Here is a 26,177-nt window from a genome sequence, read left to right as displayed (position 1 = left end):
GTTTGGGAATTCAGGCTCCCCGACAGAGCCGCTGTCGACTTAGCCCTTGAACCCGAAAGTTCAAGGTGGAAGAAGCAGTAGGCTTTAAGGCTTTCCGTCTAGCGGACATGCACACCAGCCCAACGTGCAACTTCCAGGGTAGTGCGAATCGGCTCAGGGACATCGCCGACTGGCAAACACGCCAGGGAGTGGGGCGAGTATACCTTAAACAGACTCGGCAATCAGCCCTTGGGTGGCTCTGGATCGGTAGAAAGTACCAGATCCACGCGCTCCAGCAGGTCGCGCACTTGCTCGCGCGTCGAGCCGCTGGCCTGCACGTCAGGCCGTTCCTGCTTGTGCAGCAAATCGTGGGTGATGTTCAGTGCGGCCATCACGGCGATACGGTCGGCGCCGATGACTTTGCCGCTGCTGCGGATTTCACGCATCTTGCCGTCCAGGTAACGGGCGGCGCTCACCAGGTTGTTGCGCTCTTCCTGGGGGCAGATGATCGAATACTCTTTGTCGAGGATCTGCACGGTTACGCTATTGCTTGAACTCATGAGTCTTGCTCCAGGGCCTTCAGGCGCGAAATCATCGATTCGACCTTACGCCGGGCGATTTCGTTTTTTTCAATGAGGTGAGCGCGTTCCTCGCGCCAGGTTTTTTCCTGAGCTAGTAGGAGTCCGTTTTGACTCTTAAGTTGCTCGACCCGATCAATTAGCAGTTCGAGTCTGGCCATCAGCGCTTGCAGGTCGGTGTCTTCCATTGGGTTCCACTGGATTTGTCTGATGAATGGCAACTGCAGGATAAACGATCTGACGCCCTCGATAGTCTTGGTACGTCTGCCGGTGCTAGGATACAGCGCTCCATTCTAGACATTGCGCCGTCTGGCGCCTAGCTCACCATGCCTATTCAGAACTCCCCGTACGATGCTTTTTCCAAACTGCTGAGCGCCAGCGGTCACCCATGCTCGCCTGCCGAGCTGCACGGCGTGTTGCTGGGCCGCAGCTGCACCGGCGTCGGCTTTGATGCCGACAACTGGCTGGCCGATGTGGCCGAGCTGCTGGAAACCGAACCGACCGAAAACGTGCGTAACGCGCTGATCGGCCTGCAGGAAATGGTCAAGGGCGAGCTCACCGGTGATGACGTCACCGTGGTGCTGCTGCTGCCGACCGACGACGCGCCGCTGACCGAACGCGCCGCCGCGCTGGGCCAATGGTGCCAGGGTTTCCTCCACGGTTTCGGCGTGAACGCCGGCGGCCTGGAACTGAGCACCGACGCCAAGGAAGTGTTGCAGGATTTGGCAGCCATCTCCCAGGTGCAAGATGCGCTGGAAGAGTCCGAGGACGGCGAAGGCGACTACATGGAAGTCATGGAATACCTGCGCGTCGCGCCGCTGCTGCTGTTTACCGAGACCCGCAAGTCTTCGGAACCTGCTGCAACCAAGCCGTCGCTGCACTGAGAAAGGAAGCCCATCTGCCCATGATCCATATCCCCAAAGCGGAATACACCCGGCGCCGCAAGGCGCTCATGGCGCAGATGGAACCCAACAGCATCGCGATTTTGCCGGCCGCCGCCGTGGCCATCCGCAACCGTGATGTCGAACACGTCTACCGCCAGGACAGCGATTTCCAGTACCTCAGTGGCTTCCCCGAACCGGAAGCGGTGATCGTGCTGATGCCCGGTCGCCAGCATGGCGAGTACGTGTTGTTCTGCCGCGAACGCAACGCCGAACGCGAACTGTGGGACGGCTTGCGCGCCGGCACCGAAGGCGCGATCCGCGACTTTGGCGCTGACGATGCATTTCCCATTACCGATATCGACGACATCCTGCCCGGCCTGATCGAAGGCCGCGACCGGGTGTATTCGGCCATGGGCAGCAACGCCGAGTTCGACCGCCACGTGATGGAGTGGATCAACGTGATCCGCTCCAAAGCGCACCTCGGCGCCCAGCCGCCGAACGAATTCGTTGCCCTGGATCATCTGCTTCACGACATGCGCCTGTATAAATCGGCGGCAGAAGTGAAGGTGATGCGCGAGGCCGCGCGAATTTCCTGTGCCGCCCACGTCAAGGCGATGCAGGCCAGCCGCGCCGGTTTGCATGAATTCAGCCTCGAAGCCGAGCTGGACTACGAATTCCGCAAGGGCGGCGCGAAGATGCCGGCCTACGGTTCCATTGTCGCCGCCGGGCGTAACAGCTGCATCCTGCATTATCAGCAAAATGACGCGGTGCTGAAGGACGGGGATTTGGTGCTGATCGACGCCGGTTGCGAGATCGACTGCTACGCCAGCGACATCACTCGCACCTGGCCGGTCAATGGCAAGTTTTCGCCGGAACAGAAGGCGATCTACGAGATTGTGCTGGCCTCCCAGGAAGCCGCGTTTGCCGAGATCGCCCCGGACAAACACTGGAACCAGGCCCATGAAGCGACGGTGAGGGTCATCACCGCCGGGCTGGTCAAGCTGGGATTGTTGCAAGGTGACGTGGACGAGCTGATCGCCAGTGAGGCCTACCGCGCCTTCTATATGCACCGCGCCGGTCACTGGCTGGGCATGGATGTGCATGATGTGGGCGAATATAAAGTGGGCGGTGAGTGGCGCGTGCTGGAAGTCGGCATGGCGTTGACCGTGGAACCCGGCATTTACATCTCGCCGGACAACCAGAACGTGGCAAAGAAATGGCGTGGCATTGGCATACGCATCGAGGACGACGTGGTGGTGACCAAGCAAGGCTGTGAAATCCTGACAGGTGGCGTGCCCAAGACGGTCGCCGAGATTGAAGCGCTGATGGCGGCTGCCCGATGAGCCGGGTCAACCTGGCGATTATCGGCGGTGGCCTGGTCGGCGCCAGCCTGGCGCTGGCGTTGCAGGCCGGGGCCAAGGCCCGTGGCTGGAAAATCGTGCTGATCGAGCCGTTCGCACCAGGTGACACCTACCAGCCGAGTTATGACGCGCGCTCTTCTGCACTGTCGTTTGGTGCCCGTCAGATTTACCAGCGGTTGGGCCTGTGGCAGGAAATCTCCCGCCGCGCCGAACCGATCAAACAGATTCACGTGTCCGACCGTGGGCGCTTCTCCACTGCGCGGTTGTCCGCGATGGAAGAGGGTGTGCCCGCGCTGGGTTACGTGGTGGAAAACGCCTGGCTCGGCCAATGCCTTTGGAAAGGTCTGGACAAAGACGTGGTCAGCTGGCGCTGCCCGGCGGAAGTGACACGCATGGAGCCGCTGCCCGACGGCTATCGCCTGACCCTCAACGACGAAACCGTGCTGGAGTGCGACCTGGCGGTGCTGGCCGACGGCGGCCGCTCCGGCCTGCGCGAGCAACTGGGCATCGGCGTGAAAACCCGACCGTATAACCAGAGCGCGCTGATCGCCAACATCACCCCAAGTGAAGCCCACAACGGCGAAGCTTTCGAGCGCTTCACCGACGAAGGCCCGATGGCCCTGCTGCCGCTGCCGGACAACCGCTGCGCGCTGGTGTGGACGCGCCTTGGCATGGACGCCCAGCGCCTGGCCAATCTGGATGAGCGCAGTTTCCTGAGTGAACTGCAGGGAGTGTTTGGCTATCGCCTGGGCACCTTGAAGCAAGTCGGCGTGCGGCATCTGTATCCGCTGACGCTGGTGGAAGCCGAAGAACAAGTGCGCTCGCACCTGGCCGTGCTCGGCAATGCCGCCCACAGCCTGCACCCGATTGCCGGGCAGGGCTTCAACCTGTCCCTTCGCGACGCGAACGCGTTGGCCGAAGCCTTGCTGGCCGGGCCGCAAGTACCGGGCGACTTGGCCACCTTGCAGCGCTACCACGAGCGTCAGCGCCTGGACCAGAAACTCACCGTGGGCTTTTCCGATCAGGTCACGCGCCTGTTTGGCAGCGCTCAACCGTTGGTCGCGCTGGGCCGCAACATGGGCCTGCTGGGCCTGGACTTGCTGCCGCCGGCCAAACGCTGGTTCGCCCGTCAGGCCATGGGCCTGGGCACGCGCCCCGATGCGTAACTGGCTGACCCGGCGCTTGGGCAAGGCGCGATTGTTGCGCTGGTTCCTGAGCCTGTACCCGCCGTATCTGGGCGCGGGTGTGCGCGTGCAGGCGCTGAGTGCGGATTTTCGCCACGTCAAAGTGCGTATGGGCCTGGGCTGGTACAACCGCAATTACGTCGGCACCCAGTTCGGCGGCAGCCTGTATTCGATGGTCGACCCGTTCTACATGCTGCTGTTGATGGAGAACCTGGGCCGCGACTACATCGTGTGGGATAAAGCCGCGAGCATCGATTTTGTCTCGCCGGGCAAAGGTCCTGTGTACGCCGAGTTTTCCATTGACGAGGCTTTGCTGGACGAGGTCCGCAGGCAAACCGCAGGTGGCGAGAAGTACTTGCCGCACCTCCAGGTCGAGATTCGTGACGGCGCCGGCACGCTGGTGGCGCGCGTCGACAAAACCCTTTACGTGCGGCGCAAGCCGCCAGCAAAACAGGCTTAAAGCATGGACATGCGCGCAGATGTGCTGATTGTCGGGGCCGGAATGGTCGGAAGCGCCCTGGCGCTGGCGTTGCAGGGCAGTGGCCTGCAAGTGCTGCTGCTCGATGGCAGCCCGTTGAGCGTCAAACCGTTCGACCGCGCCGCGGCGTTCGAGCCCCGCGTGAGCGCCTTGTCGGCCGCCAGTCAGCGCATCCTGGAGCGCCTTGGCGTGTGGGACGGCATCGTCGAGCGGCGCGCCAGCCCTTATGGCGAAATGCAGGTGTGGGACGGCAGCGGCACCGGGCAGATCCACTTCTCGGCGGCCAGCGTACATGCCGAAGTGCTTGGGCATATCGTCGAGAACCGCGTGGTGCAGGATGCTCTGCTCGACCGCCTGCATGACTGCGACCTGGGCCTTTTGGCCAATGCGCGCCTGGAACAGATGCGCCGCTCCGGCGACGACTGGCTGCTGACGCTCGCCGATGGCCGCACATTGCGCGCGCCACTGGTGGTGGCCGCCGATGGCGCCAACTCCGCCGTACGCCGCCTGACCGGCACCGCAACCCGTGAATGGGATTACCTGCACAACGCCATCGTCACCAGCGTGCACAGCAGTCAGCCGCACCAGCGCACGGCCTGGCAGCGTTTTACCGACACCGGCCCGCTGGCGTTTTTGCCGCTGGCGCGGGACGGGCAAGAAGACTGGTGTTCGATCGTGTGGTCGACCACACCGGCAGAATCCGAGCGTTTGATGGCACTGGACGATGAAAGCTTCTGCCGTGAACTGGAACGTGCCTTTGAGGGGCGCCTGGGCACCGTGATCAGCGCCGACCCGCGCGTTTGCGTGCCGTTGCGTCAACGTCACGCCAAACGCTACGTGGCCGAAGGCCTGGCACTGATCGGCGACGCGGCGCATGTGATTCACCCGCTGGCGGGGCAGGGCGTGAACCTGGGCTTCCTCGACGCGGCGACATTGGCCGACGTGCTGCTGGCGGCCACTGAGCGCGGAGAACGCCTGGCCGATGTGAAAGTGCTGAGCCGTTACGAACGCCGACGCATGCCGCACAACCTTGCCTTGATGGCCGCGATGGAAGGGTTTGAGCGCTTGTTCCAGGCCGATCAACTGCCGCTGCGCTGGCTACGCAACGCCGGCTTGAAGATGGTCGACCAAATGCCCGAAGCCAAGGCCGTGTTCGTGCGCCAGGCCCTCGGCCTGAGCGGCGACCTCCCGGACCTGGCCAAACCCTGACTCCGACGCGATCCCCTGTGGGAGCGGGCTTGCCCGCGAAGGCGGAGTGTCAGTCAGCACATTAGTGACTGATAGACCGCTTTCGCGAGCAAGCTCGCTCCCACAGGGAAAATTGTTCGCCTGAAAAACTGGTGTGCAACATCTCGTAACGCCTCCACCAAGCACCACCAAATGTGAGTCCTTATCATTTGCGCTCTTCTTGCAAATGAGAGACCGCACCCATGTCGGCACCCAAGCGCCTCCTGACTGCCCTGGCACTCACCCTTATCGGCAGCACCTGCGTACAGGCGGCCGACGAAGTGGTGGTCTACTCCTCGCGGATCGACGAACTGATCAAGCCGGTGTTCGACGCCTACACCCAAAAGACCGGCGTGCAGGTCAAGTTCATCACCGACAAGGAAGCCCCGCTGATGCAGCGCATCAAGGCCGAGGGCGAAAACGCCACCGCCGACCTGCTGCTCACGGTGGATGCCGGCAACCTCTGGCAGGCCGAGCAAATGGGCATCCTGCAGCCGTTCACCTCGGCGGTGATCGACAAGAACATTCCCCTGCAATACCGCTCCTCCAACCATGCCTGGACCGGCTTGAGCCTGCGCGCACGGACCATCGCCTATTCCACTGCGCGCGTGAAAGAGGCTGACCTCACCACCTACGAGGCCCTGGCCGACAAACAATGGGAAGGCCGCCTGTGCCTGCGCACGGCGAAAAAGGTCTACAACCAGTCGCTGACCGCCACCCTGATCGAAACCCATGGCGCGGCCAGGACCGAGGAAATCGTCAAGGGCTGGGTCAACAATCTGTCCACCGACGTGTTCTCCGATGACATCGCCGTGCTTGAAGCTATTAATGCCGGGCAGTGCGACGTGGGCATCGTCAACACTTACTACTACGGCCGCCTGCACAAGCAGAAACCGGACCTGGCGGTGAAGCTGTTCTGGCCGAACCAGGGCGACCGCGGCGTGCACGTGAACCTGTCGGGCATTGGCCTGACCAAACACGCGCCACACCCGGAAGCCGCCAAGGCACTGGTGGAATGGATGACCACGCCTGAGGCACAGAAGATCTTTGCCGACGTGAACCAGGAATTCCCGGCCAACCCTGCCGTACCGCCGTCGGCGGAAGTGGCGACCTGGGGCAAGTTCGTGGCCGATACCCTGCCGGTGGAAGTGGCGGGCAAGCGCCAGGCCGAAGCGATCCGGTTGATGGATCGCGCTGGCTGGAACTGACAGCACACCCGTTCAAGTGTGGAAGCAGTGTGTGGGAGCTGGCTTGCCTGCGATAGCATCACCTCGGTATGACTGATGTCCCGAGGTGTCTGCATCGCAGGCAAGCCAGCTCTCACATTGGTTAGCGGCGACTTCAAATTTTTCATAATTCTGAGAGCTTTTCCTTGGCCCACCCCGCCCAACGCCGCTGGTACCTGCCGGTCTTCACCGTCGCTGCCCTGGTGCTGCTGCCGCTGAGCGTGCTGTTGCTGTCGTGGCAAAGTATCGACGCGCAAATCTGGTCGCACCTCTGGGACACGCAGATGCCGCGTCTGCTCGGCAATACGTTGACCCTGGTGCTGGGCGTGGGCGTGGGCGTGACCTTGCTCGGCGTCAGCCTGGCCTGGCTCACCAGCCTCTGCGAATTCCCCGGCCGGCGCTGGCTCGACTGGGCATTGATGCTGCCTTTCGCCATTCCGGCTTATGTGCTGGCGTTTGTATTCGTCGGCCTGCTGGACTTCTCCGGCCCCGTGCAAACCCTGTTGCGTGAATGGTTTGGCACGGGGCTGCGGTTGCCACGGGTGCGTTCCACCAGTGGCGTGATTATCGTGCTGGTGCTGGTGTTCTACCCCTATGTGTATCTGCTGGCGCGCACGGCGTTTCTGGCCCAGGGCAGAGGCTTGATGGAAGCGGCGCGGGTGCTGGGACAGTCGCCGTGGCGAGCGTTCTCGCATGTGGCACTGCCCATGGCACGGCCGGCGATTGGTGCGGGAGTGGCGCTGGCCTTGATGGAAACCCTGGCAGATTTCGGTGCCGTCTCGGTGTTCAACTTCGACACCTTCACCACCGCCATCTACAAGACCTGGTACGGCTTTTTCAGCCTGTCGAGTGCGGCGCAACTGGCCAGCCTGTTGCTGCTGGTGGTGATGCTGGTGCTCTACGGCGAGCGACGTGCCCGAGGCGCGAGCCGACCGGCCAATGAGCGGCCACGGGGCCAGGCGCTGTATCACCTGCGCGGGTTCAAGGCTGCGATGGCCAGTGGCTGGTGTGGCTTGGTGTTCGCTTGTGCTTTTGTGATCCCGATGCTGCAGCTGATCGCCTGGTTCTGGCAGCGCGGCCGTTTCGACTGGGATGAGCGTTACTCGGGGCTGATCGTCCACACGCTGTACCTGGGCGGCATCGCAGCGCTGATTACCGTCAGCGTGGCGCTGGTATTGGCGTTCGCCAACCGCTTGGCGCCGACCCGGGCGATTCGGTCCGGCATCAGCCTGGCGAATGTCGGCTATGCCTTGCCGGGCTCGGTGCTGGCGGTGTCGATCATGCTGGCCTTCAGCTACCTGGACCGTGAACTGGTGGTGCCGCTGTCGGGTTGGCTGGGCGGGGCGGGCAAGCCGTTGCTGCTGGGTAGCCTGTCGGCGCTGGTGCTGGCCTATCTGGTGCGGTTTCTGGCGGTGGCGTACGGGCCTTTGGAAAACAGCCTGGCGCGGATCCGTCCATCCTTGCCGGAGGCGGCACGCAGCCTTGGCGTGAGCGGGCCGCGACTGTTTTGCAAAGTGTATCTGCCGTTGTTGCTGCCCGGCACGTTGAGCGCGGCGCTGCTGGTGTTCGTCGACGTGCTCAAGGAAATGCCCGCGACGCTGCTGATGCGCCCGTTTGGTTGGGACACCCTGGCGGTACGCATCTTTGAAATGACCAGCGAAGGCGAATGGGCGCGGGCCTCACTGCCGGCACTGACGCTGGTACTGGTGGGCCTGTTGCCGGTCATCGGACTGATCCGACGCTCCGCGCGGCAAATCGGTTAGGTGCCAGTCCTACGGCTTGCGGCTACAATGCGCGGCATTCGGTGCGCTTCGTCTTTCGGAGCGGGTCGCTGAACGTGCCGCAAGCCTTGTAGTTCAACGCTTGAGCGCGAACAGCAGCTCCGCGCACCTTCGCCAAGCCCGGAAGGAGAAACCCATGGGACAGCGTACGCCTCTGTATGACCTGCATCTCGCCCTCGGCGCGAAAATGGTCGATTTTGGCGGTTGGGATATGCCTCTGCATTACGGCTCGCAAGTTGAAGAGCACCACCAGGTGCGACGCGACTGCGGGGTGTTCGATGTATCCCATATGACCGTGATTGATGTCACAGGCCTTCAGGCCAGGGAATGGCTCCAGCACCTGCTGGCCAATGATGTTGATCGTTTGCATGGCTGCGGCCATGCGCTCTATAGCGCCATGCTCAACGAGCGCGGCGGTGTGGTGGATGACATGATCGTCTACCGCACCGAAAGCGGGTATCGCTTGGTAGTCAACGCCGCCACGCGTGATCAGGACATGGCCTGGATGCAGGCGCAACTGGGCAATTACTCGGCGCAACTGCACGAGCGGCCCGAGTTGGCCATGCTCGCCATCCAGGGCCCCCACGCCCGGCAGAAAATCGCCGAATTGGTTACCCAAACCCGCAGCACCCTGATCCACCAGCTCAAGCCTTTCGAAGGCCAGGCCGACGGCGACTGGTTTATCGCCCGCACGGGATACACCGGCGAAGACGGCCTGGAAATTGTCTTGCCCGCCGATCAGGCGCCAGGGTTTTTCAACGATCTGGTCGGCGCCGGTATTTCACCCATCGGCCTCGGCGCCCGCGATACCTTGCGTCTGGAGGCCGGCATGAACCTGTATGGCCAGGATATCCATCAGGATGTTACGCCGCTGGCAGCCAACATGGCCTGGAGCATTGCCTGGGAGCCAGCAGGGCGCAACTTCATCGGCCGCGCCGCGCTGGAAGCGGAAAAAGCGGCGGGTGTGCAGTTCAAACTGGTCGGGCTGGTACTGGAGGAGCGTGGGGTTTTACGCGCTCATCAAGTGGTTCGTATCGCCAATGTTGGCGAAGGGGAGATCACCAGTGGTAGTTTCTCTCCTACGCTGAGCAAATCCATTGCCCTGGCGCGAGTACCGACGGCCACCGCCGACCGGGCCGAAGTGGAAATCCGCGGCAAGTGGTATCCGGTTCGAGTGGTCAAACCGACCTTCGTGCGCCATGGCAAAACCTTGATCTAACCTATTTCCGGCAGGCCGAAGGCCGCTGACATTTCTACTTGAGGACACAGATTATGAGCGATATCCCTGCCGACCTGCGTTTTGCCGAAAGCCACGAGTGGGCCCGTCTGGAAGCGGATGGCACCGTGACCGTCGGTATCTCCGACCATGCTCAGGAAGCGTTGGGTGACGTGGTGTTCGTTGAGCTGACCGAAGTCGGCAACGAGTTTGCCGCTGCTGACCAGGCGGGTGTGGTTGAGTCGGTGAAAGCTGCGTCGGATATCTACTCGCCAATCGCTGGCGAAGTGATTGCAGTGAACGAAGCCCTGAGCGGTGAGCCAGAGCTGTTGAACTCCGACCCGTACGGCGCTTGGATCTTCAAGCTCAAGCCAAGCAACCCGGCTGACCTGGAAAAACTGCTGGATGCCGCCGGCTACAAAGCCGCCATCGGCGAGTAAACGCAGATAGCTGAAACGGCACAAGCCAATGTGGGAGCTGGCTTGCCTGCGATAACATCACCCCGGTGTAACTGATACAACGAGGTGTTTGCATCGCTGGCAAGCCAGCTCCCACATTTGATTGGGGGTTACTCCGGTTTCAGCACTGCTTTTACTGCTGCTACAGACCGCTCGACATCCGCCTCCGTCATCGCCGTAAACATCGGCAAAGACACGATCAAACGCCCAACTTTCTCTGCCACCGGGAACATACCTTCCTTGAACCCCTGCGCCTTATAAAGGCTCAGCAGGTGGATCGGCGGGTAGTGATAGCCAATGCCCACGCCGTGGGCTTGCATCTGCTCCATGAACGTGGCGCGAGCCGGCAGGCCGTCCTGACGCTCCGGGAGCACCAGTTGGAACAGGTGCCAGTTGCTGTTTTCGAAGTCCGCCGGTGGCAATTGCGCGCCGTATTTCTCTTCAAAGTCACTGCCGAAGCATTTGAAGTAGTGGCGTGCCAGGTTCTGGCGGTGCGCCGTGATCTTTTCAATATGGGCAAACTGGCCCAGGCCGATGGTTGCGGCGATATCGGTCATGTTGAACTTGCCGCCCAGCACATCCACGTCCAGGCCGTCGAAACCGGTGCGGGTAACGCCCTGCAGGCGATACTTTTCCGCCAGGCGGGCTTCTTCGGCGTTGTTCAATACCAGGCAACCGCCTTCGGACGACGTAATGTTCTTGTTTGCCTGGAAGCTGAACGACACAAAATCACCGGTAGCACCAATGCGCTCGCCGTCCCAGCTGGAGCCCAGCGCTTGCGCGGCGTCTTCGACGATACGCAGGTTGTACTTGTTGGCCAGTGCGTAAAGCATCGGCATATCCAGCGGCAACCCCGCCAGGTAAACCGGGATGATCGCCTTGGTACGCGGAGTGATGGCGGCTTCCACCTTGGCCAGGTCGATATTGCGTGTGACCGGGTCGATATCGGCAAACACCGGCGTAGCGCCTACTTCCAGGATCACGTTGGCCGTCGCGACCCACGAAATCGGCGTGGTGATGACTTCATCTCCGGGCCCGATACCGGCGATACGCAACGCGATTTCCATGGTGCAAGTGCCGGAGTTGAAGGTGCGCACGGGGCGGCCGCCAAAGTATTCCGACAGTTGTGCTTCAAACGCCTGCACTTTCGGCCCGCTGGTGATCCAGCCCGAGCGCAGTACATCGCCGACCGCCGAGATGGTGGCCTCATCAATGGTAGGTTTGGAAAACGGCAGAAAGGGCTGTTGGCTCATGACGACGAAGGCATCCGTTTCAGATAGGCGATGAGTATCAAATGTATCAGTACCGCATGGTTACACGGCTCGACTGAATATAGCCTGTCGTGCGTGAACGAATTGTCATGTTTCGGGCAAAAAAATGCCGCTTTATCAGCGGCATTTTTATGGGGCGGCTGTCACTCGGTAACAGCGTTTTTCGCGAGGATGGCGTTGGCCAGTTCCATGTCCGTGGCCTGCAGGCCAGGGTTGTCGGCGCGGACTTTCTGCATGGCAGCTTCCAGGTACGGGCCGCGGATACCGCCGTCGCTGGCGACAAAGCTGCCGGCGTCGTCCTGAGCGGCGACTACGAGCTTGTGGTCCTTGAAGGTCAGGTATGTCGAGCCAGTAGTGGCGCCCGACGAGATGACATTGCGCCAGAAGCTGTCGGCCATGGCTGAACCGACAGGTAGGGAAAGCACAGCGAGGGTTGCGACAGCATATTTGAGACGCATGATGGGTGACTCCGGGTGGGTTATCTGTACTTTATGATTGTAGTTACCCTGATCGAGTTCAATCCTGACTAAACAGTTTCAACCTGCAATATCACTCCGTTCTGGCCAATGACCCGTACTTGAGCGCCTACGGGGCTGTCCGGCCCGGTCACCATCCATACGCCATCACCGACCTTTATTTTCCCGCGGCCCTCAACAATTGCCTGATGCACCATAAAGGTGCGACCGATCAATTCCGAGCCGCGCATGTTCAATCCCGGCTGATCACTGACCTTGGCACTGCTGCGTTGACGCTTCCACCAGTACACTGCTGTCAGGATCGAAAGCACTGCAAACAGCAGCAGTTGCCATTCCAGCCCAAGCGGAGGTACCAGAAACTTGATTACACCCACGGCCGCTGCGGCGATGCCCATCCATAACAGGTAACCACCGGCGCCGAATACCTCCAAAATCAGCAGTACCGTGCCCAACGCCAGCCAATCCCAGAACGACAGATGCTGCAGGAATTCCCACATGGCGACTGCCTCAGGCTTTCTTGTTGTCGAAGGTTGCTTTGACTATCTCGCCGATACCCCCAATGGAGCCAATCATCTGGCTGGCTTCCAGCGGCATCAGGATGACCTTGCTGTTATTGGCCGAAGCCAGCTTGCCCAGAGCGTCGATGTATTTTTGTGCGACGAAATAATTGACTGCCTGCACGTTGCCTGCCGCGATGGCATCCGACACCACCTGTGTGGCGCGAGCTTCGGCCTCAGCCTGACGCTCCCGGGCTTCGGATTCGAGAATGGCTGCCTGGCGACTGCCTTCGGCTTCCAGAATCTGCGCCTGCTTCTTGCCTTCGGCCGTCAGGATCGCTGACGCTCGCAGGCCTTCAGCCTCCAGGATCTGCGCACGTTTAATCCGCTCGGCCTTCATTTGGCCGGACATGGCGGCCATGAGGTCTGCGGGTGGGCTGATGTCCTTGATTTCAATCCGGGTGATCTTGATTCCCCACGGCGCCGTGGCTTCATCCACGGTTTTCAGCAGTTTTTCGTTGATGCCGTCGCGCTGGCTCAGCATGGCGTCCAGCTCCATTGAGCCCAGCACGGTCCGGATATTGGTTTGCAGCAGGTTGCGGATGGCGTGTTCGAGGTTATTGACCTCGTAGGCCGCCTGAGCGGTATTGACCACCTGGAAGAAGCACACGGCATCGATCTGCACGGTGGCGTTGTCGGCGGTGATGACTTCCTGGGGCGGAATATCCAGCACGCTTTCCATCACGTTGATCTTGCGACCGATGCGGTCCATGACCGGAATGATGATGTTGAGGCCGGGTTTGAGGGTGTTGGTATAGCGGCCGAACCGCTCAACGGTCCACTGGTAACCCTGGGGCACCACCTTGAAGCCCATGAACAGGATGGCGATGGCCAAACCCACGAAAAGAAGCAGTACGGTTCCGATCTGCATAACGATTCCCTATCTGATGGTGTCGTTGAAACAACGTTGGTCGATTGTAACGGCCTGGTTCCCGATAAGAACGGTTTCATGGCCCAACAATCAACGGATTTGTTTCTGAATCCCCGGGAGTCATCCGAAACACTTCTGCCAGGGTTGTCAGCCCGGCATTTACTTTTTGCAGGCCCGCCATTCTCAAGCTGCACATGCCTTGCGCCATCGCTGCCTGGCGTAACGGCTGGAGATCGGCGCCGGGCGTAATCAGCGTCTTGAGTGCCTCGTCCATCACCATGATTTCGTAAAGCCCGGCACGGCCCCGGTAGCCGCTGTCGCGGCACTCAATGCAACCGACGGCCTCATGCACGGCACCTTGTTCATCCACTACGCGTTTGCAGTGAGGGCATAGCAGGCGCACCAAACGCTGGGCCATCACGCCGACCAGGGTGGCTTTGATCAAATAATGAGCAATACCAAGTTCCTGCAGGCGGCTGATGGCGCCTGGCGCATCATTGGTGTGCAGCGTCGACAGCACCAAGTGCCCGGTCAGCGCGGCCTGGATCGCCATTTCAGCGGTTTCCTGATCGCGTATTTCGCCGATCATGATGATGTCCGGGTCCTGCCGCAGCAGGGCGCGAATACCGCTGGCGAAGGTCAGGTCAATGTTGTGCTGGACCTGCATCTGGTTGAACGCCGGTTCCACCATCTCGATGGGATCTTCGACGGTGCACAGGTTGACCTCGCGGGTCGCCAGTTGCTTGAGGGTGGTGTAGAGCGTGCTGGTTTTGCCGGAGCCGGTGGGGCCGGTGACAAGGATGATGCCGTTGGCCCGGGAGGTCATGGCGTGCCAGCGCTGCTGGTCTTCGGGCGATAACCCAAGCTGGTCAAAATCCTTGAGCAGCACCTGCGGGTCGAAAATCCGCATGACCAGTTTCTCGCCGAATGCGGTGGGCAAGGTTGAAAGGCGCAACTCCACTTCAACGCCAGTGGGGCTTTTGGTTTTGACCCGGCCGTCCTGAGGTTTGCGTTTTTCCGCCACGTTCATGCGGCCCAGGCTTTTCAGGCGGCTGACCACCGCCAAGGTCACTTGCGGCGGAAACTGATACACATCGTGCAACAACCCATCAATGCGAAACCGCACGCGGCCCTGGTCGCGACACGGTTCGATATGGATATCGCTGGCCCGTTGTTCGAAGGCGTACTGCAGCAGCCAATCGACAATAGTGATGATGTGAGCGTCATCGGCATCCGGCGCGTGGTCGGCGGTTCCGAGGTTGAGCAGGTCGGGATTGAGGGGCGTGGCGCCCATCTGCTCGGCGCCGCTGACCGACTTGGCCAAGCGGTAGAACTCATCGATACAGCGCCGGATGTCCTGCGGGTTGGCAACCACCCGCCTGATCGAGCGCTTGAGCACCTGCGCCAGGCCTGCTTCCCAGGCGGTGACATAGGGCTGCGCACTGGCGACGGTGACGGTTTTTGTGTCCACTGCCACCGCCAGAATCGCGTGGCGTTGCGCGAATGCGTGGGACATCAGGGGCACCACCGTCGCCACGTCGATTTTCAACGGGTCGATCCGCAGATAAGGCTGCCCGGCGTGCCGGGCGAGCCATTGAGTCAGGGCTTCCAGGCAGTGGCCTTCCGCGGCGATGCATTCCAGGGGATGCCGGGTAGAGCAATCGCTTGATAACCGTTGCGCAGTATCCGCCGGGATCAGCCCCTGCCTGACCAGCACGGGCAGCAATTGCTGCAGATTCAACGGGTGGTCTTTCAAGGCAGCGGGCATGACGGGTTTCCGAAGCAGTTGGGCATTCCTCCAACCTAGCCAGCTTCCGACATTCCGCCTCCCGGTGTGTATTGCAGGCTTTTACCCGGCGACGGCCACTGCCGCCTCAGGCTGCGCAGCGTCAGCCGGCCAGACATCCAGCGAGCACACACTGATCAGGTTTCTAATCTTTTCACCGATCACCTGGGCACGGTGCCAGCTCAAGCCGTCCAGCACGATATCGATATTCAGCACGTCATCCTCGCGGTTCACCTTGACCTGCTGCGGCGTCAAAAACTGCAGCGCGAAATAGTTGAGCACCCGGCACAGCACGTCCGGTTCAGCTTCGGCGACGACGCGGTAATGCGCCTGGCAATGGGCGCTGGTCACGGCCCACACATCGGCGCGGGTGAAGGGCAGGGTGGTTTCGACGGCGTGCATGCTGACTCTCCAGATTCGACTGGAGAAATTTTTACATTCGGCACGGGAGATTTCTTATCTAAAATCGGCTGTATTGATCAATAATCGAATCAATCAATTCAAGGTCAGTATTTTTCAGGGTAAATATATGCACAGCGAGTTGGACGCCTATGACCGCCGTATTCTTGCCTTGTTGCAGGAAGACGCGTCGCTCTCCAGTGCACAGATCGCCGAGCAGGTCGGCCTGTCGCAATCGCCTTGCTGGCGCCGCATTCAGCGGCTCAAGGAGGAGGGCGTCATCCGTGGGCAGGTCACCCTGCTGGACCGCAAGAAGATTGGCCTCAACACGCAGATTTTCGCCGAGGTCAAACTCAACGCCCACGGGCGATCCAACTTCACCGAATTCACCGACGCGATTCGCGGGTTTCCGGAAGTGCTGGAGTGTTATGTGCTGATGGGGGCGGTGGATTTTCTGCTGCGGATTGTTACCTCGGATATCGAGGCGTATGAGCGGTTCTTTTTCGAGAAGCTGTCGATGGTGCCGGGGATTCAGGAAGTGAACTCGATTGTGGCCTTGTCGGAGATCAAATCCACCACCAGCCTGCCGGTGTTGCGCTGACTGAGCTGGCCTCATCGCGGGCAAGCCCGCTCCCACACTGGAACGCATTCCACTGTGGGAGCGGGCTTGCCCGCGAAGGCGATCTTACAGTCGCAGCAAGGTTTTCCAGGCACGGTTCTGGTAAACCGCAATTGCCTGATGCATCCGCGCATCCAGCGACTCATCGGTAATCAACTGGTTGGCCAGTTGCGCCAATTTGTTCAGCTCACCGTACAAGCGGTCCAGCTCCGGAATATCGACCACGTGGCGTGCATGGTGCAGCCAGGCCTGGATGCGTTCGATGCGCGGCAGTTGCTCGGCCAGGTCTTCGGGTTGCTGCTGGTAGCGTGGCAGTTGCAGGGCGACGGCGTCGTCGGCCAGCAGGCGTGGCAACCAGTTGGTGATCTGCGCGGCGCCCTGGCGATTGCCACGCACGTTGCGGTCGGCGGTCCAGGTACGGGCCAGCAGCCAACGTGACAAGTTCAGTGAGAACAGGCCCCAGCGCACGTCGTCCAATTCTTCGGCGAACTGTTCCGGCGCGGCTTTGCGGATGTCTTCATCGTCATCACCGGCTTGTACCAGCGGGCGCCAGTCTTCCAGCAGGGCATCGAGTGCGCTGCGCAGTTCACTGGTGGACTGGCGCGGTGCGGCCTGGCCGAGGCTGCCGATCAGGGCGCGCAGTTCGCCGAGGTGGTCGACCCAGTCTTTCAGCAGGCGCCAGTGGCCGTTGAAGCGGTATTGCTCGGCCAGGCGCTGACTGCTGCCCAGCAGGTGCCACATGATGGCGACGAAGGCGTCGTCCAGGGGCATTTCGGCGTGCAGTACCGGGGCCGGCAGGCTCAGGGAGTAGCTGCTGGCGTCGTACAGGCGGTAGCCGCGCTCGGCCTTGCTGATATCGCACGGCATCAGGGCCAGGGTTTCGGCCAGTTCGGCGGCCAGTTCCAGCAGCGCAGCCGGTTCGCCTTCGCGCAGCTCCAACTCCAGCTCGCAGATTTCTTCTTTCTGCTTGCCGACCACGACGTGGCCCAGGTCCAGCGCGGCTTCGATGACCACTTTGGCCTTGCCGCGGCCCCAGGCGATTTCGGCGCGTTCACGCACGAAGTCGGTGGTGAAGATCGGCTTGAGGGTCTTTTTGTCCAGATCGGCCAGTTGCTCGGGCCAGCATTCGCCGTCGAGTTTCTTCACATCGAGCTTGGCTTTGGGCAGGTCCCAGTTGTACTCGTTGCGTTCCGACAAGCCGGCGACGCTCTGGCCACGGGTCTTGAGGGTCTGGATGATTTCATCACCGTCCTTGCGCAGGCGCAGGGCGACTTTGGCCTGGGCCAGGTCGCGCTCGGGGGTGTCGAAATACTGGTTCATCAACTCACGGCGTTCCCAGCCACTTTTGTTGCGTTTTTTCAGGAGCGGGTGCTCACGCAGCGCGGCGAGGGTCTCGCGGCTGACGCGGAGCTTGATTTCGGTTTCTTTTTGCATGGCCGGAACATCCAGGATCGGGAGCGCAGCCGGGGAAAAGAGTGGCTGCCAAGGTCGTGCAGTGTACAGGACTGAGCCCGGCAACGTGCCGCAACGGTTTATTGTGTCGTGCAGATGGCTCTATAGTGGGGCTCATCCGGGAAGTTGAGAGACCGCGCATGCCGTTACCGTCCATGAAAGAGCAGTTTGCCGCCTTGATTGCTGCGCCGTCGGTCAGTTGCACCCAGGCGTCTCTCGACCAGACCAACCGCCCGGTAATCGATTTGCTTGCCGGCTGGCTGGGCGATTTGGGTTTTGCCATCGACATCCAGCAAGTCAGCCCCGGCAAGTTCAACCTGCTCGCCAGTTTTGGCAGCGGCCCCGGCGGCCTGGTGTTGGCTGGTCATAGCGATACCGTTCCGTATGACGCGGCGCTGTGGAAGACCGACCCGCTGAAGCTGACGGAAGTTGATGGCCGTTGGGTAGGACTGGGCAGTTGTGACATGAAGGGCTTTTTCGCGTTGGCGATTGAAGCGGTGTTGCCGCTGCTGGATCAACCCTTCAAGCAACCCTTGTTGATTCTTGCCACCTGCGATGAAGAAAGCTCAATGTCCGGCGCCCGTGCACTCGCCGAGGCAGGTCGCCCACTGGGGCGCGCCGCAGTGATTGGCGAGCCGACCGGCCTCAAGCCGATCCGCCTGCACAAAGGCGTAATGATGGAGCGCATCGACATTCTCGGTAGAAGCGGTCATTCGTCGGATCCGAGCCTGGGCCACAGCGCGCTTGAGGCCATGCACGACGCCATCGGCGAGCTGCGAGGCCTGCGCCTGGCCTGGCAGCGCGAGTACCGCAACCCGCAATTCAGTGTGCCGCAACCGACCATGAACTTCGGCTGCATCCACGGCGGCGACAACCCCAACCGTATTTGCGGGCAATGTTCCCTGGAATTCGACCTGCGGCCGCTGCCGGGCATGGACCCTCAGGTGCTGCGCGATGCCATCCGGCAGAAGCTTGAGCCGTTGGCCGAACGCCACAAGGTGAAGATCGACTACGCGCCGCTGTTCCCTGAAGTGCCGCCATTCGAACAGCCTGAAGACGCAGAGCTGGTACGTGTGGCGGAACGTTTGACCGGTCATCGTGCCGAAGCAGTAGCGTTCGGCACCGAAGCGCCTTATCTTCAGCGCCTTGGCTGCGAAACCCTGGTATTGGGCCCTGGCGACATCGCCTGCGCCCATCAGCCGGGCGAGTACCTTGAAATGTCACGCTTGACGCCTACAGTGCGTCTATTGCGTGAACTGATCGGGCACTACTGTCTCAAGCCCGCATAAATTAACCCCTGCCCATTCGTACATAGAAGGAGAGCGAGCGTGTCGCCAAGCCTGTTCCGACGATAACCATCAGCCCGTTGTGCGCTTTCACGATTGATCTTTTTTTGGCTGCTTTTTATTACAGGCCCAGGTTTTATGCCCGAATACGTAAATTGGCTTCGTCACGCTTCGCCCTACATCAATGCTCACCGGGACTGCACCTTTGTGGTCATGCTGCCCGGCGACGGTGTGGAACATCCGAACTTCGGCAATATCGTTCACGACCTGGTGCTGCTGCACAGCCTCGGCGTGCGGCTGGTGCTGGTCCACGGTTCGCGTCCTCAGATCGAAACCCGCCTTCAAGCGCGCGGCCTTACCCCGGCTTACCACGAAGGCTTGCGCATCACCGATGCCGCGACGCTGGAATGTGTGATCGACGCGGTGGGCCACCTGCGTATCGCCATTGAGGCGCGCCTGTCGATGGACATGGCCTCTTCGCCGATGCAGGGCTCGCGTCTGCGCGTGGCCAGCGGCAACCTGGTGACCGCGCGGCCGATCGGCGTGCTCGAAGGCGTCGACTATCACCACACCGGCGAAGTGCGCCGCGTTGACCGCAAGGGCATCAACCGCTTGCTCGACGAGCGCTCGATCGTGTTGCTGTCGCCGCTGGGTTATTCACCGACCGGTGAAATTTTCAACCTGGCGTGCGAAGACGTGGCCACCCGCGCGGCCATCGACCTGGGCGCCGACAAGTTGCTGCTGTTTGGCGCTGACCTCGGCCTGATCGATGAACACGGCCGCCTGGTGCGCGAATTGCGCCCGCAACAAGTGCCGGCGCACTTGCAGCGCCTGGGCAGCAACTATCAGGCGGAATTGCTCGATGCCGCCGCCGAGGCTTGCCGTGGCGGAGTAGGGCGCAGCCATATCGTGAGTTACGCCGAAGACGGCGCCTTGCTCACCGAGCTGTTCACCCGGGACGGCGGCGGTACGCTGGTGGCCCAGGAGCAATTCGAGCTGGTGCGCGAAGCGGCAATTGAAGACGTCGGCGGTTTGCTTGACCTGATCAGCCCGCTGGAAGAGCAGGGCATTCTGGTGCGCCGTTCGCGGGAAGTGCTGGAGCGTGAAATCGAGCAGTTCAGCGTGGTCGAGCGCGAAGGCATGATCATCGCGTGTGCAGCGCTGTATCAGATTGCGGATTCGGATGCGGGTGAGCTGGCCTGCCTGGCCGTGAACCCGGAGTACCGCCACGGCGGGCGCGGTGATGAATTGCTGGAGCGCATCGAAACCCGCGCTCGCGCGCAGGGGTTGAAGACGTTGTTTGTGCTGACGACCCGCACGGCTCACTGGTTCCGCGAGCGCGGTTTTGAACCGAGCAGCGTGGACCGCCTGCCGTCGGCGCGGGCGTCGCTGTACAACTACCAGCGTAATTCGAAGATTTTCGAGAAGGCGCTATAAGCCTTCCAAATGTGGGAGCGGGCTTGCTCGCGAAAGCGGTGGTTCAGTTAAAGATGCATTGACTGGCACTCCGCTTTCGCGAGCAAGCCCGCTCCCACATTAGACGGTGTTCAATCTTTAATGAATCTGTCGGTCACGAATGCCGAATAATCCGGCAGCACGGTTTCAACCTTTCCCTGTTCCTTCAAGAACCTCGCCGTTTCCCCAATCGCCTTCGCCGTGCCGCCTTTGAGCAGTGCGTCGGTTTGCTGTGCCTTGGCGTCTGGAAAGGTCGTGCCGGCCAACAGCTCAGGAATGTCGGCCGCATTGGAGCCTGTCAATTTGGCGATTTTCTGCACCGGCTCAGAGTCCACCGTCCAGCTGTCTTTATGGGCTGCGTAGTCGGCGAACGCGTCGAGGGTGACCTTGGCAAACCTGGCCACTACGTCAGGATGTTTTTCCGCGAAATCCTTGCGGGCCACCCAGACTTCAAATGTCGGCGCGCCCCACAGGCCCACCTGGGCCGCGTCTGTCAGGGTTTTTCCGGTTTTACGGATCTCGCCCAGGGCGGGCGACCACACAAATGCGCCGTCAATGTCGCCCCGTTTCCACGCGGCGGCGATTTCAGCCGGTTGCAGGTTCACGACTTTGACTTGCCGGGTGTCCAGCCCCCAATGTTTCAGCGCGCCGAGCAGGCTGTAATGAGAGGTTGAGACGAAAGGCGTGGCAATGGTTTTGCCCACCAGGTCCTGGGGTTTGTCGATACCGCTGCCGTTGCGCACTACCAGGGCTTCAGAAGCATTGATCTGCGCCGATACGATAAACGCCACGATGGGAAGGTTGCGTGAAGCCGCCGCTGCGAGGGGGCTGGAGCCCAGATTGCCGATTTGCACGTCACCGGACGCGATGGCCGTGACTACCTCCGGCCCACTGTTGAAGCGGCGCCAGGCAATCTTCTCGCCAATGGTTTTCTCGTAGAGGCCGTCGGCCTGGGGGACTTTGCTGGGGTCGATACCGGTTTGGTAGCCGACCGTCAGGTCGGCCGCTTTGACACCAAACGAAAGTATTAGTGACACAAAAACTGTAACAAATTGACGGGAGGATGTGCGTTTGGCCATGATGGCGTCGCCTTTTTGATCGTGGGTGACGTATGCAACAGTACGGCCACACTAATCGATCTAAAAAAGCGCTGGTAAATACCATTTTGGCATTAGCTTATGGAGCGGCTGGTCTACGCTGACGGGCTCGTTTTATAACAACCCTTATGCCGGAATCGTATGAAAAAGAATGAAAACATTCTTTTTGGGTGTATGAAAAACTCATTACCCTGCAGGGACCAAATCAACTGCGGTTAGACGAAGGTAGTAGACACACAAAGTTACGATTGACTTGGTAGTCACTATCCGGCGCTAATCGCGCATCTGTGGATCGAGGGCGTCAGACCCGAGACCTTAGAAATACAAAAATTAGAAATGAGAGGAGCGGTACATGAAGAAGTCAACATTGGCGTTGGCCGTGGCTTTGGCTGCGGTTGCCCAACAGGCGAACTCCGCCGGTTTCATCGAAGACAGCAAGGCTACACTGGGGCTGCGTAACTTCTACATCAACACTGACAATCGTGATGGCGCTGCAGGCCCTACCACTCGCAGCAAGAACGCCGAATGGGGTCAAGGCTTCGATCTGCGTTTCATCTCCGGCTTCACCCAAGGTACTGTTCAGTTCGGTGTTGACGCTATTGGCCTGTACGGCGTGCGTCTGGACTCCAGCCGTGCGAACCACGGTAACTACAGCGGCACCGCAGCGGGCGGCACTGTGTTCCCAAGCGATGGCAACACGGCTGTCAATGACTTTTCCAGCCTGGGGCTGACCGGTAAGGTCAAGGTTTCCCAGACTGTGCTGAAAGTTGGCACCCTGCTGCCAAACAACCCGGTGATCAAGTCCAACGACGGTCGTCTGCTGCCTCAAACCTTCCAGGGTGGCGAGATCGTTTCGAACGAAATCAAGGATCTGACCCTGACTGCCGGTCAAATCGAGCACGCCAAAGGCCGTAACTCCAGCAACAACGAAGGTCTGTCGTTGGCGGGTGCAAACGGTTCTTACGCAACCGGTTTCGTGAACAAGTTCTACTACGCCGGTGCTGACTACAAAATCACCAAAGACCTGACCGCTTCGTACTACTACGGCGAGTTGAAGGATTTCTACTCTCAGAACTTCCTGGGTCTCGTCCATAACTGGGCCATCGGTCCTGGCGTCCTGAAAAGCGACCTGCGTTACTACCGTAGCCGTGACAATGGTGCCAACAGCGACACCAGCACTTACTACACCACTGGTTACTACGGTAACAACATCACCAAGGGCAAAGTCGACAACGACCTGTACAGCTACCTGGCTTTGTACTCGGTTAACGGTCACACCTTCGGTGGCGGTTATCAGTACACCAAGGGCGACAGTGACTTCCCTTGGCTGAACCAGGGTGACGGTTCGTCGAACAGCACCACTACCGACATGCAGATCCAGAAGTTCGCCCGTGCCGGCGAGCGTACCTGGCAAGCGCGTTACGCTTACGACTTCGCTAAAGTCGGCGTGCCTGGCCTGACCGCCGGTATCGTTTACCTGCGTGGCAGCAACATCGACACCGTGACAACCAAACCTACCGTTTCCCACACCGGCCAAACCGAGTGGGAACGTGACATCACTCTGGCTTACGTCGTGCCGGAAGGTCCGCTGAAAAACCTGGGTGTTGCCTGGAAAAACGCAATGTGGCGTACCGATATGGCCGCTACTCGCTCGCAAGACGAAAACCGCTTGATCGTCAGCTACTCGATCCCGCTGTTGTAAGTCTTTAAAGCCTTGCCCGGCGCAATGCCGGGCAAGGTTTTTTGCTTTCAAGTCGGGCTCAACCCCCGCAAGCCCTTCCTGAATCCCCTCTTTGTACAGCGTCTCAAGGCCTTCTCGAACCTTGGAATCAATGGTGCGCCTCGCCCGTTGCCGCGTCCAATGAACACATTTTTAATATTCGTTTATCTTCTAAATAAATCGATATTTATTCTTTTTAAATAATCTGCAACCCATGCACAGTGGGCTCCATAAGCACCCATCAGGAGCCACACCCATGAGCCTAAGACTGGGCGACATCGCCCCCGACTTCGAACAGGATTCCAGCGCCGGCAAGATTCGTTTCCACGAATGGCTGGGCGATAGCTGGGGCGTGCTGTTTTCCCACCCGGCGGACTTCACCCCGGTGTGCACCACCGAGTTGGGCTTTACCGCCAAGCTCAAGGATGAATTTGCCAAGCGCGGCGTCAAGGCCATCGCGCTGTCGGTGGACCCGGTGGACTCGCACCACAAGTGGATTGAAGACATCAACGAAACCCAGAACACCGTCGTCAACTTTCCGATCCTGGCCGATGCCGATCGCAAAGTATCGGACCTGTACGACCTCATCCATCCGAACGCCAGTGACACGCTCACCGTGCGCTCCTTGTTCGTGATCGACCCGAACAAGAAGATCCGCCTGACCATCACTTACCCGGCCAGCACCGGTCGCAACTTCCACGAAATCCTGCGGGTTATCGACTCGCTGCAGCTGACCGACAACCACAAGGTCGCCACCCCCGCGAACTGGCAAGACGGTGATGAAGTGGTGATCGTGCCGTCGCTCAAAGACGAGGAAGAAATCAAGAAGCGCTTTCCGAAGGGCTATCGCGCGGTGAAGCCGTACCTGCGACTCACCCCACAACCTAACCGCTGATGCTGAAATCTCTATCGCGGGCACAGGCAACACAAGTTCTGTATTGAAACCGAATCACATAGCAGGGGTTTTCAGGCCGTTTCGACGGCCTTTTTTTTCGGCTGGAGATTCTTGAAATTCATATGCGTTTTAAGAATAAACAAATGAAAAAATAAGATTTATAGATATATAAATGTGCTGATAAGGTCTGTTCCATCTTGGCGACATCGCCACACAGCGAACCGCCGACACTTGCTCAAGGAATACCTGCATGCTGGTCGTAACACTTGGAGGCAGCCCCAGCCAGCGTTCCCGCTCCGGGGTCTTGCTGGATAAATCCCGTCAGTGGCTGCAGCAAAAAGGCGTGGAAGTGGTGAGTTATCAGATACGGGACTTCCCGGCCGAAGACTTGCTGCACGCGCGCTTCGACAGCCCCAAGGTCATCGACCTGCTGCAACAAGTGGCCAACGCCGACGGCCTGGTGATCGCCACGCCGGTGTACAAGGCCTCGTTCTCCGGCGCGCTGAAAACCGTGCTCGACCTGCTGCCCGAACGCGCCCTGGCCCACAAGATCGTCTTGCCGATGGCCACCGGCGGCAGCATCGCCCATATGCTGGCCGTGGACTACGCCCTGAAGCCCGTGCTGTCGGCCTTGAAAGCCCAGGAATTGCTCCACGGCATTTTTGCCGAAGACAGCCAGATCGCATACGGCGAAGGCAGTGCCCAGGCGCAACTGGTGCCGGTGCTTGAACAGCGCTTGCACGAAGCCCTGGAAACCTTCTACAGCGCCATGGCCCGTCGCCCGAAACCGCTGGACCCCCATGTGTTGAATGAGCGTTTGTTGAGTGCTCGCTGGAGCATTTAAGCCTTACCGGTTTTTGTAGTACTCACCTTACTCAGCCGCCAACGGCCAAGCAGGTGCAGCCAACCCCCTCATCGCATTATTTGGAGAGAGCGCCATGCGCACTGTCATCTTGCGTCGTGGTCTGGTCGCACTGTTTGCTGCGGCTGTGTCCTTCGGCGCCATTGTTCAAGCCCAGGCTGCCGAGACCCTGCGGATCGGCTATCAGAAATACGGCACGCTGGTGCTGCTCAAAGCCAAGGGCTCGCTGGAAAAGCGCCTGGCCGCCCAAGGCGTGAACGTGCAGTGGACTGAATTCCCTGGCGGCCCGCAGTTGCTCGAAGGCCTGAACGTCGGCTCCATCGACTTCGGCGTCACCGGCGAAACCCCGCCGGTCTTCGCCCAGGCGGCGGGTGCCGACCTGCTTTACGTGGCCTACGAGCCGCCGGCGCCGACCAGCGAAGCGATCCTGGTGCCGAAAGATTCCGCGATCAAATCCGTGGCCGAGCTCAAGGGCAAGAAAATCGTCCTGAACAAAGGCTCCAACGTGCATTACCTGCTGGTGCGCGCTTTGGAAGACGCCGGCCTCAAATACACCGACGTGCAGACCGTGTTCCTGCCGCCCGCCGACGCCCGTGCCGCCTTCGAGCGCGGCAGCGTGGACGCCTGGGTGATCTGGGACCCGTACCAGGCCGCCGCCGAGAAACAGCTGCAAGCCCGCACCCTGCGTGACGGTACCGGCATCGCCGACAACCACCAGTTCTACCTGGCCACCAAACCCTACGCCACGCAGCACCCCGAAGTGATCAAGGCGCTGGTGGAAGAAGTGCGCGCGGTGGGCGAATGGTCCAAGGCCAACCCTACGGACGTCACCGAACAAGTTGCGCCGCTGCTCGGCCTGCCGGCTGACATCACCCTGACCTCGGTGAAACGCCAGGGCTACGGCGCGCTGTTCCTGACCCCGGAAGTGGTTGCCGCCCAGCAAAAAATCGCCGACAGCTTCTACCAACTCAAACTGATCCCCAAACCCTTGAGCATCAAGGACGTGATCTGGACGCCACCCGCCGCCGTTGCCACAGCGCCGTAATCCGACTTCTTCAG

The 26,177-nt window shown here is 60.4% G+C and carries 26 protein-coding genes and 1 other RNA gene; 16 read left to right on the top strand and 11 right to left on the bottom strand.

Going from position 1 to position 26,177, the window contains the following annotated elements; all coding sequences use genetic code 11:
* Positions 1–12: 12 nt before the first annotated feature.
* From ssrS to ATI14_RS05550, 3 genes are all read right to left on the bottom strand, one after another.
* Positions 13–191: non-coding RNA, 6S RNA (ssrS, locus tag ATI14_RS05560), on the bottom strand.
* A 30-nt stretch (positions 192–221) separates the two neighbouring features.
* Entirely contained in the window at positions 222–539 is a 318-nt protein-coding gene (locus ATI14_RS05555; RefSeq protein ID WP_016973069.1) for a cell division protein ZapA, read from the bottom strand.
* On the bottom strand, positions 536–745 hold the full coding sequence (locus tag ATI14_RS05550) for a TIGR02449 family protein (RefSeq protein WP_003177365.1): 210 nt from the start codon (positions 743–745) through the stop codon (positions 536–538). Before ATI14_RS05550 ends, ATI14_RS05555 begins: the two co-directional genes overlap by 4 nt.
* 138 nt (positions 746–883) lie before the next feature.
* Here ATI14_RS05550 and ATI14_RS05545 point away from each other — a divergent pair, with 138 nt between their 5' ends.
* The 9 genes from ATI14_RS05545 to gcvH all read left to right on the top strand — a co-directional run bounded on the left by ATI14_RS05545 (position 884) and on the right by gcvH (position 10,354).
* Positions 884–1,441: a YecA/YgfB family protein gene (locus ATI14_RS05545; protein WP_016973068.1), complete on the top strand. Its 558-nt coding sequence runs from the start codon at positions 884–886 to the stop codon at positions 1,439–1,441.
* A gap of 20 nt (positions 1,442–1,461) precedes the next feature.
* Entirely contained in the window at positions 1,462–2,784 is a 1,323-nt protein-coding gene (gene pepP, locus ATI14_RS05540; RefSeq protein ID WP_016973067.1) for a Xaa-Pro aminopeptidase, read from the top strand.
* The gene (gene ubiH, locus ATI14_RS05535; RefSeq protein WP_016973066.1) at positions 2,781–3,968 is read left to right on the top strand and encodes a 2-octaprenyl-6-methoxyphenyl hydroxylase; all 1,188 of its coding nucleotides are present in this window, start codon (positions 2,781–2,783) and stop codon (positions 3,966–3,968) included. Before pepP ends, ubiH begins: the two co-directional genes overlap by 4 nt.
* Positions 3,961–4,446: a DUF4442 domain-containing protein gene (locus ATI14_RS05530; protein ID WP_016973065.1), complete on the top strand. Its 486-nt coding sequence runs from the start codon at positions 3,961–3,963 to the stop codon at positions 4,444–4,446. The genes ubiH and ATI14_RS05530 overlap by 8 nt, the downstream gene beginning before the upstream one ends.
* Before the next feature lie 9 nt (positions 4,447–4,455).
* A complete protein-coding gene (locus ATI14_RS05525) occupies positions 4,456–5,673 on the top strand; it encodes a 2-octaprenyl-3-methyl-6-methoxy-1,4-benzoquinol hydroxylase (RefSeq protein ID WP_165448232.1) in 1,218 nt (405 codons plus the stop codon).
* A gap of 221 nt (positions 5,674–5,894) precedes the next feature.
* Entirely contained in the window at positions 5,895–6,899 is a 1,005-nt protein-coding gene (locus ATI14_RS05515) for an extracellular solute-binding protein (protein WP_016973063.1), read from the top strand.
* Positions 6,900–7,063: 164 nt separating this feature from the next.
* Complete coding sequence (locus ATI14_RS05510) at positions 7,064–8,680, top strand: ABC transporter permease (protein ID WP_016973062.1); 1,617 nt, start codon at positions 7,064–7,066, stop codon at positions 8,678–8,680.
* A 154-nt stretch (positions 8,681–8,834) separates the two neighbouring features.
* Entirely contained in the window at positions 8,835–9,917 is a 1,083-nt protein-coding gene (gene gcvT, locus ATI14_RS05505; protein WP_016973061.1) for a glycine cleavage system aminomethyltransferase GcvT, read from the top strand.
* Positions 9,918–9,970: 53 nt separating this feature from the next.
* Positions 9,971–10,354, top strand: a complete 384-nt coding sequence (gene gcvH / locus ATI14_RS05500; RefSeq protein WP_016973060.1) for a glycine cleavage system protein GcvH — start codon at positions 9,971–9,973, stop codon at positions 10,352–10,354.
* A 128-nt stretch (positions 10,355–10,482) separates the two neighbouring features.
* On the opposite strand, the gene ATI14_RS05490 is transcribed toward gcvH, so the two are convergent.
* The 6 genes from ATI14_RS05490 to ATI14_RS05465 form a co-directional block, all read right to left on the bottom strand.
* Positions 10,483–11,625 (bottom strand): DegT/DnrJ/EryC1/StrS family aminotransferase, encoded by a 1,143-nt coding sequence (locus ATI14_RS05490; protein WP_016973059.1) that lies wholly within the window; start codon positions 11,623–11,625, stop codon positions 10,483–10,485.
* Positions 11,626–11,786: 161 nt separating this feature from the next.
* Positions 11,787–12,101 (bottom strand): DUF2388 domain-containing protein, encoded by a 315-nt coding sequence (locus ATI14_RS05485; RefSeq protein ID WP_003176799.1) that lies wholly within the window; start codon positions 12,099–12,101, stop codon positions 11,787–11,789.
* Between the two features lie 68 nt (positions 12,102–12,169).
* Positions 12,170–12,616 carry an NfeD family protein gene (locus ATI14_RS05480; protein ID WP_016973058.1) on the bottom strand — a complete coding sequence of 149 codons (447 nt, stop codon included), beginning with the start codon at positions 12,614–12,616 and terminating at the stop codon, positions 12,170–12,172.
* 10 nt (positions 12,617–12,626) lie between these two features.
* The gene (locus ATI14_RS05475; protein WP_016973057.1) at positions 12,627–13,547 is read right to left on the bottom strand and encodes an SPFH domain-containing protein; all 921 of its coding nucleotides are present in this window, start codon (positions 13,545–13,547) and stop codon (positions 12,627–12,629) included.
* Between the two features lie 76 nt (positions 13,548–13,623).
* Positions 13,624–15,315: a GspE/PulE family protein gene (locus ATI14_RS05470; protein ID WP_016973056.1), complete on the bottom strand. Its 1,692-nt coding sequence runs from the start codon at positions 15,313–15,315 to the stop codon at positions 13,624–13,626.
* 81 nt (positions 15,316–15,396) lie between these two features.
* On the bottom strand, positions 15,397–15,735 hold the full coding sequence (locus tag ATI14_RS05465; protein ID WP_016973055.1) for a hypothetical protein: 339 nt from the start codon (positions 15,733–15,735) through the stop codon (positions 15,397–15,399).
* Positions 15,736–15,862: 127 nt separating this feature from the next.
* Between ATI14_RS05465 and ATI14_RS05460 the strand changes: the two genes are divergently transcribed.
* Positions 15,863–16,333 carry an Lrp/AsnC family transcriptional regulator gene (locus ATI14_RS05460; RefSeq protein WP_010207358.1) on the top strand — a complete coding sequence of 157 codons (471 nt, stop codon included), beginning with the start codon at positions 15,863–15,865 and terminating at the stop codon, positions 16,331–16,333.
* An 84-nt stretch (positions 16,334–16,417) separates the two neighbouring features.
* On the opposite strand, the gene ATI14_RS05455 is transcribed toward ATI14_RS05460, so the two are convergent.
* Complete coding sequence (locus ATI14_RS05455) at positions 16,418–17,785, bottom strand: CYTH domain-containing protein (RefSeq protein WP_016973054.1); 1,368 nt, start codon at positions 17,783–17,785, stop codon at positions 16,418–16,420.
* Between the two features lie 158 nt (positions 17,786–17,943).
* Here ATI14_RS05455 and argE point away from each other — a divergent pair, with 158 nt between their 5' ends.
* Both argE and argA read left to right on the top strand, forming a co-directional pair.
* A complete protein-coding gene (argE, locus tag ATI14_RS05450; RefSeq protein ID WP_016973053.1) occupies positions 17,944–19,092 on the top strand; it encodes an acetylornithine deacetylase in 1,149 nt (382 codons plus the stop codon).
* A 135-nt stretch (positions 19,093–19,227) separates the two neighbouring features.
* Positions 19,228–20,526, top strand: a complete 1,299-nt coding sequence (argA, locus tag ATI14_RS05445; protein WP_016973052.1) for an amino-acid N-acetyltransferase — start codon at positions 19,228–19,230, stop codon at positions 20,524–20,526.
* A gap of 110 nt (positions 20,527–20,636) precedes the next feature.
* Here argA and tauA read toward each other — a convergent pair whose 3' ends face one another.
* Positions 20,637–21,623, bottom strand: a complete 987-nt coding sequence (gene tauA, locus ATI14_RS05440) for a taurine ABC transporter substrate-binding protein (RefSeq protein ID WP_016973051.1) — start codon at positions 21,621–21,623, stop codon at positions 20,637–20,639.
* Positions 21,624–21,993: 370 nt separating this feature from the next.
* Here tauA and ATI14_RS05435 point away from each other — a divergent pair, with 370 nt between their 5' ends.
* The 4 genes from ATI14_RS05435 to ATI14_RS05420 all read left to right on the top strand — a co-directional run bounded on the left by ATI14_RS05435 (position 21,994) and on the right by ATI14_RS05420 (position 26,163).
* Positions 21,994–23,343: an OprD family porin gene (locus ATI14_RS05435; protein WP_016973050.1), complete on the top strand. Its 1,350-nt coding sequence runs from the start codon at positions 21,994–21,996 to the stop codon at positions 23,341–23,343.
* A gap of 274 nt (positions 23,344–23,617) precedes the next feature.
* Complete coding sequence (locus ATI14_RS05430; protein WP_003195267.1) at positions 23,618–24,256, top strand: peroxiredoxin; 639 nt, start codon at positions 23,618–23,620, stop codon at positions 24,254–24,256.
* Between the two features lie 250 nt (positions 24,257–24,506).
* Positions 24,507–25,100, top strand: a complete 594-nt coding sequence (gene ssuE, locus ATI14_RS05425) for an NADPH-dependent FMN reductase (RefSeq protein ID WP_016973049.1) — start codon at positions 24,507–24,509, stop codon at positions 25,098–25,100.
* A 94-nt stretch (positions 25,101–25,194) separates the two neighbouring features.
* Positions 25,195–26,163 carry a sulfonate ABC transporter substrate-binding protein gene (locus ATI14_RS05420; protein WP_016973048.1) on the top strand — a complete coding sequence of 323 codons (969 nt, stop codon included), beginning with the start codon at positions 25,195–25,197 and terminating at the stop codon, positions 26,161–26,163.
* Positions 26,164–26,177 lie beyond the last annotated feature (14 nt).

The sequence above is a fragment of the Pseudomonas tolaasii NCPPB 2192 genome (genome assembly GCF_002813445.1).
GTDB classification, from domain to species: Bacteria; Pseudomonadota; Gammaproteobacteria; order Pseudomonadales; family Pseudomonadaceae; genus Aquipseudomonas; species Aquipseudomonas tolaasii.
The sequence above is the reverse complement of the archived record's forward strand: the minus strand, read 5'-3'. Positions and strand labels throughout refer to the sequence as shown.

Coding starts and splice junctions, on each gene's coding strand:
- gcvH (WP_016973060.1), top strand. CDS start 9,971: ATGAGCGATATCCCTGCCGACCTGCGTTTTGCCGAAAGCCACGAGTGG.
- gcvT (WP_016973061.1), top strand. CDS start 8,835: ATGGGACAGCGTACGCCTCTGTATGACCTGCATCTCGCCCTCGGCGCG.
- ATI14_RS05525 (WP_165448232.1), top strand. CDS start 4,456: ATGCGCGCAGATGTGCTGATTGTCGGGGCCGGAATGGTCGGAAGCGCC.
- ATI14_RS05475 (WP_016973057.1), bottom strand. CDS start 13,547: ATGCAGATCGGAACCGTACTGCTTCTTTTCGTGGGTTTGGCCATCGCC.
- ATI14_RS05435 (WP_016973050.1), top strand. CDS start 21,994: ATGAAGAAGTCAACATTGGCGTTGGCCGTGGCTTTGGCTGCGGTTGCC.
- ATI14_RS05515 (WP_016973063.1), top strand. CDS start 5,895: ATGTCGGCACCCAAGCGCCTCCTGACTGCCCTGGCACTCACCCTTATC.
- ATI14_RS05460 (WP_010207358.1), top strand. CDS start 15,863: ATGCACAGCGAGTTGGACGCCTATGACCGCCGTATTCTTGCCTTGTTG.
- ATI14_RS05430 (WP_003195267.1), top strand. CDS start 23,618: ATGAGCCTAAGACTGGGCGACATCGCCCCCGACTTCGAACAGGATTCC.
- ssuE (WP_016973049.1), top strand. CDS start 24,507: ATGCTGGTCGTAACACTTGGAGGCAGCCCCAGCCAGCGTTCCCGCTCC.
- ATI14_RS05555 (WP_016973069.1), bottom strand. CDS start 539: ATGAGTTCAAGCAATAGCGTAACCGTGCAGATCCTCGACAAAGAGTAT.
- tauA (WP_016973051.1), bottom strand. CDS start 21,623: ATGGCCAAACGCACATCCTCCCGTCAATTTGTTACAGTTTTTGTGTCA.
- ATI14_RS05480 (WP_016973058.1), bottom strand. CDS start 12,616: ATGTGGGAATTCCTGCAGCATCTGTCGTTCTGGGATTGGCTGGCGTTG.
- ATI14_RS05470 (WP_016973056.1), bottom strand. CDS start 15,315: ATGCCCGCTGCCTTGAAAGACCACCCGTTGAATCTGCAGCAATTGCTG.
- ATI14_RS05455 (WP_016973054.1), bottom strand. CDS start 17,785: ATGCAAAAAGAAACCGAAATCAAGCTCCGCGTCAGCCGCGAGACCCTC.
- ATI14_RS05490 (WP_016973059.1), bottom strand. CDS start 11,625: ATGAGCCAACAGCCCTTTCTGCCGTTTTCCAAACCTACCATTGATGAG.
- ATI14_RS05530 (WP_016973065.1), top strand. CDS start 3,961: ATGCGTAACTGGCTGACCCGGCGCTTGGGCAAGGCGCGATTGTTGCGC.
- ATI14_RS05465 (WP_016973055.1), bottom strand. CDS start 15,735: ATGCACGCCGTCGAAACCACCCTGCCCTTCACCCGCGCCGATGTGTGG.
- ATI14_RS05485 (WP_003176799.1), bottom strand. CDS start 12,101: ATGCGTCTCAAATATGCTGTCGCAACCCTCGCTGTGCTTTCCCTACCT.
- pepP (WP_016973067.1), top strand. CDS start 1,462: ATGATCCATATCCCCAAAGCGGAATACACCCGGCGCCGCAAGGCGCTC.
- ATI14_RS05545 (WP_016973068.1), top strand. CDS start 884: ATGCCTATTCAGAACTCCCCGTACGATGCTTTTTCCAAACTGCTGAGC.
- ATI14_RS05420 (WP_016973048.1), top strand. CDS start 25,195: ATGCGCACTGTCATCTTGCGTCGTGGTCTGGTCGCACTGTTTGCTGCG.
- ubiH (WP_016973066.1), top strand. CDS start 2,781: ATGAGCCGGGTCAACCTGGCGATTATCGGCGGTGGCCTGGTCGGCGCC.
- argA (WP_016973052.1), top strand. CDS start 19,228: ATGCCCGAATACGTAAATTGGCTTCGTCACGCTTCGCCCTACATCAAT.
- argE (WP_016973053.1), top strand. CDS start 17,944: ATGCCGTTACCGTCCATGAAAGAGCAGTTTGCCGCCTTGATTGCTGCG.
- ATI14_RS05550 (WP_003177365.1), bottom strand. CDS start 745: ATGGAAGACACCGACCTGCAAGCGCTGATGGCCAGACTCGAACTGCTA.